3 protein-coding genes are annotated in these 1928 nt (G+C 61.3%); 1 reads left to right on the forward strand and 2 read right to left on the reverse strand.

What is annotated here, in order from left to right:
* Together AC1DY5_RS53570 and AC1DY5_RS53575 are read right to left on the reverse strand one after the other, a co-directional pair.
* A partial coding sequence (locus AC1DY5_RS53570) for a transposase domain-containing protein (RefSeq protein ID WP_478122343.1) occupies positions 1-181 on the reverse strand: 181 nt, incomplete at its 3' end.
* A 68-nt stretch (positions 182-249) separates the two neighbouring features.
* Positions 250-699 carry an SDR family NAD(P)-dependent oxidoreductase gene (locus AC1DY5_RS53575; protein WP_478122344.1) on the reverse strand — a complete coding sequence of 150 codons (450 nt, stop codon included), beginning with the start codon at positions 697-699 and terminating at the stop codon, positions 250-252.
* A 64-nt stretch (positions 700-763) separates the two neighbouring features.
* Between AC1DY5_RS53575 and AC1DY5_RS53580 the strand changes: the two genes are divergently transcribed.
* The gene (locus tag AC1DY5_RS53580) at positions 764-1699 is read left to right on the forward strand and encodes a LysR family transcriptional regulator (protein WP_478122345.1); all 936 of its coding nucleotides are present in this window, start codon (positions 764-766) and stop codon (positions 1697-1699) included.
* Positions 1700-1928 lie beyond the last annotated feature (229 nt).

Here is a 1928-nt window from a genome sequence, read left to right on the forward strand (position 1 = left end):
GCGCCATCACGTAGTACACCACCGCCGCTGCCGGCAGCAGCCGCTCGCGCTGGCTGGCCTTGCCCGTCTCGGCGAGCACCTCGTCAATCAGCGGGCGCGGACACACCGCCGCAAGCACCCCGGCGCTGATCAGGTGCGCCGTGTCAACTCGAGCCGGTAGCGCCTTCCTTGTTCGTGCCATCGATTCCGTCCGTAGTGGAGACCGGACCGGATTGTCGCACAGAATTATCTATCTGAACAGTATTGGGTCTAGGTCAAGCTGATCACGCCGGCCTTGGTGGCTGAATAGCCAGGGCTGTGTGTGCTCATCGCGCTGGGGCTGGCGATCGAGGCGATGTTGATGATCTTGCCCGGGCGCCTCGGCTCCATCAGCCGCAGCGCCGCACGGGTGCAATAGAAGACACTGTGCATGTTGACGCTCCACCACTTGAGCCAATCGTCGTCCGACAGCGACGAGACGATGCCCAGCGACTGGCGAGGCATCGGTGTGGTCATGTACTGGTATTGCAGGTTGCGACGTGCTTCCTCGGCCGGCGAGGTGGGCACGGGTGCGGCGTTGTTGACCAGGATGTCCACCGCGCCGAGGCGCTGCGCCGCCTCTCGCGAACAACACATCCACGCGGCACTGTCGGACACGTCGCAGCGCAGCGCCAGGCACTCGCTGCCCTGCGCCTCGAGGCGTGACTGCGTGTAATCCAACGCCGCCGGCAACTCCTGGAAGTGGTCGCTGATATAAGTATCATGACATTGGTATGCTTTGGCGATGAGCCCACTGACATTGGTCGACCTGCGTGTATTCTGCGCCGTTGCTGAAACCTTGAGTGTCACGCAAGCCGCGAATCGCCTCTATCGAACTCAGCCAGCCGTCTCGCGGCAGATCGCCGAGTTGGAGAAGCATCTGGGCGTATCGTTGTTCTTCAGGCGCGGACGCCGCCTTGAGCTGACTCCAGCAGGCGAAGAACTCCACGGGCGTTCGCAAGCCTTGCTCGAAGAAGCCGGCGACTTGGCCAGACGAGCGCAGCAACTCGCAACTGGCAACACGAGCGTGTTGCGCATCGGTGCCATGTCAAGTGCGCTGGAGAGTCTAATCCCGGCCCTTCTCTTGCCCTTCGCCCGCGAGCAGCCCAATGTGAGCATGCGTATTGTGGAGGCAGACGCGCCCGAGCTCGTCCATCTTCTGGAGACAGGCCAACTTGACCTGGCGCTTACACGCGAATACCTCACGAGTCAGACACTGGCTACCACTCGCCTGTTTCCGATGCACTTAGTCGCAGTGGTCGCAGCGTCGCACCGCTTAGCAGGGAAAAAGACCTTGGAAGTGCAGGATCTGGAGCGCGAGCCTCTGCTGCTCATGCATCCCGGCTCCGCCAGCCGCGTGCTCCTCAGTCGTGCTTGCCAGGTCGAAGGATTGACGATGAGGGATATCCGAATGGAAAGCCGGGTAGCGAATGGCCTGGTCGCGCTCGCCGAAGGAGGCTTTGGAATCGCTGTCGCGATGTCGACGCTCGTCAGGCAACGGCCCAATGCGCTCGTGATTCCCGTTCATCTTCGGGGCGAGCACTTGGGCATCTGGTTTTCCGCGATCTGGCTGCGTCGCCGAACAGCCTCGGTCCATGTCGACGCGTTCGTGAAGGCGGCGCAAAAGCGGATGAAAGAGCACTCTCCGGGCGAGGACTACGGTTATCCAAGGCTCCTCTAAGTCGAATGGCACTTACTTTAGCTGTTGGGCCATCGGCGCGGGACGTAAGTGCTTGATGGCAAAGAGAGGTGGCTGACCCAGGATCGATAGGATGGTTGTTACCAAGCAATCAAACCATCTTTCCGAAGGCCAGCCAGCATGAATCGTAGTGCCCGAAGCGCTTTGCATCAACGTCGCAGCCGCATTGGACGGCGGGCGAGATCGACCGAGGCGGTGGAGTTCTTCAACG

Source organism: Variovorax sp. P4_D9, from assembly GCF_056401695.1.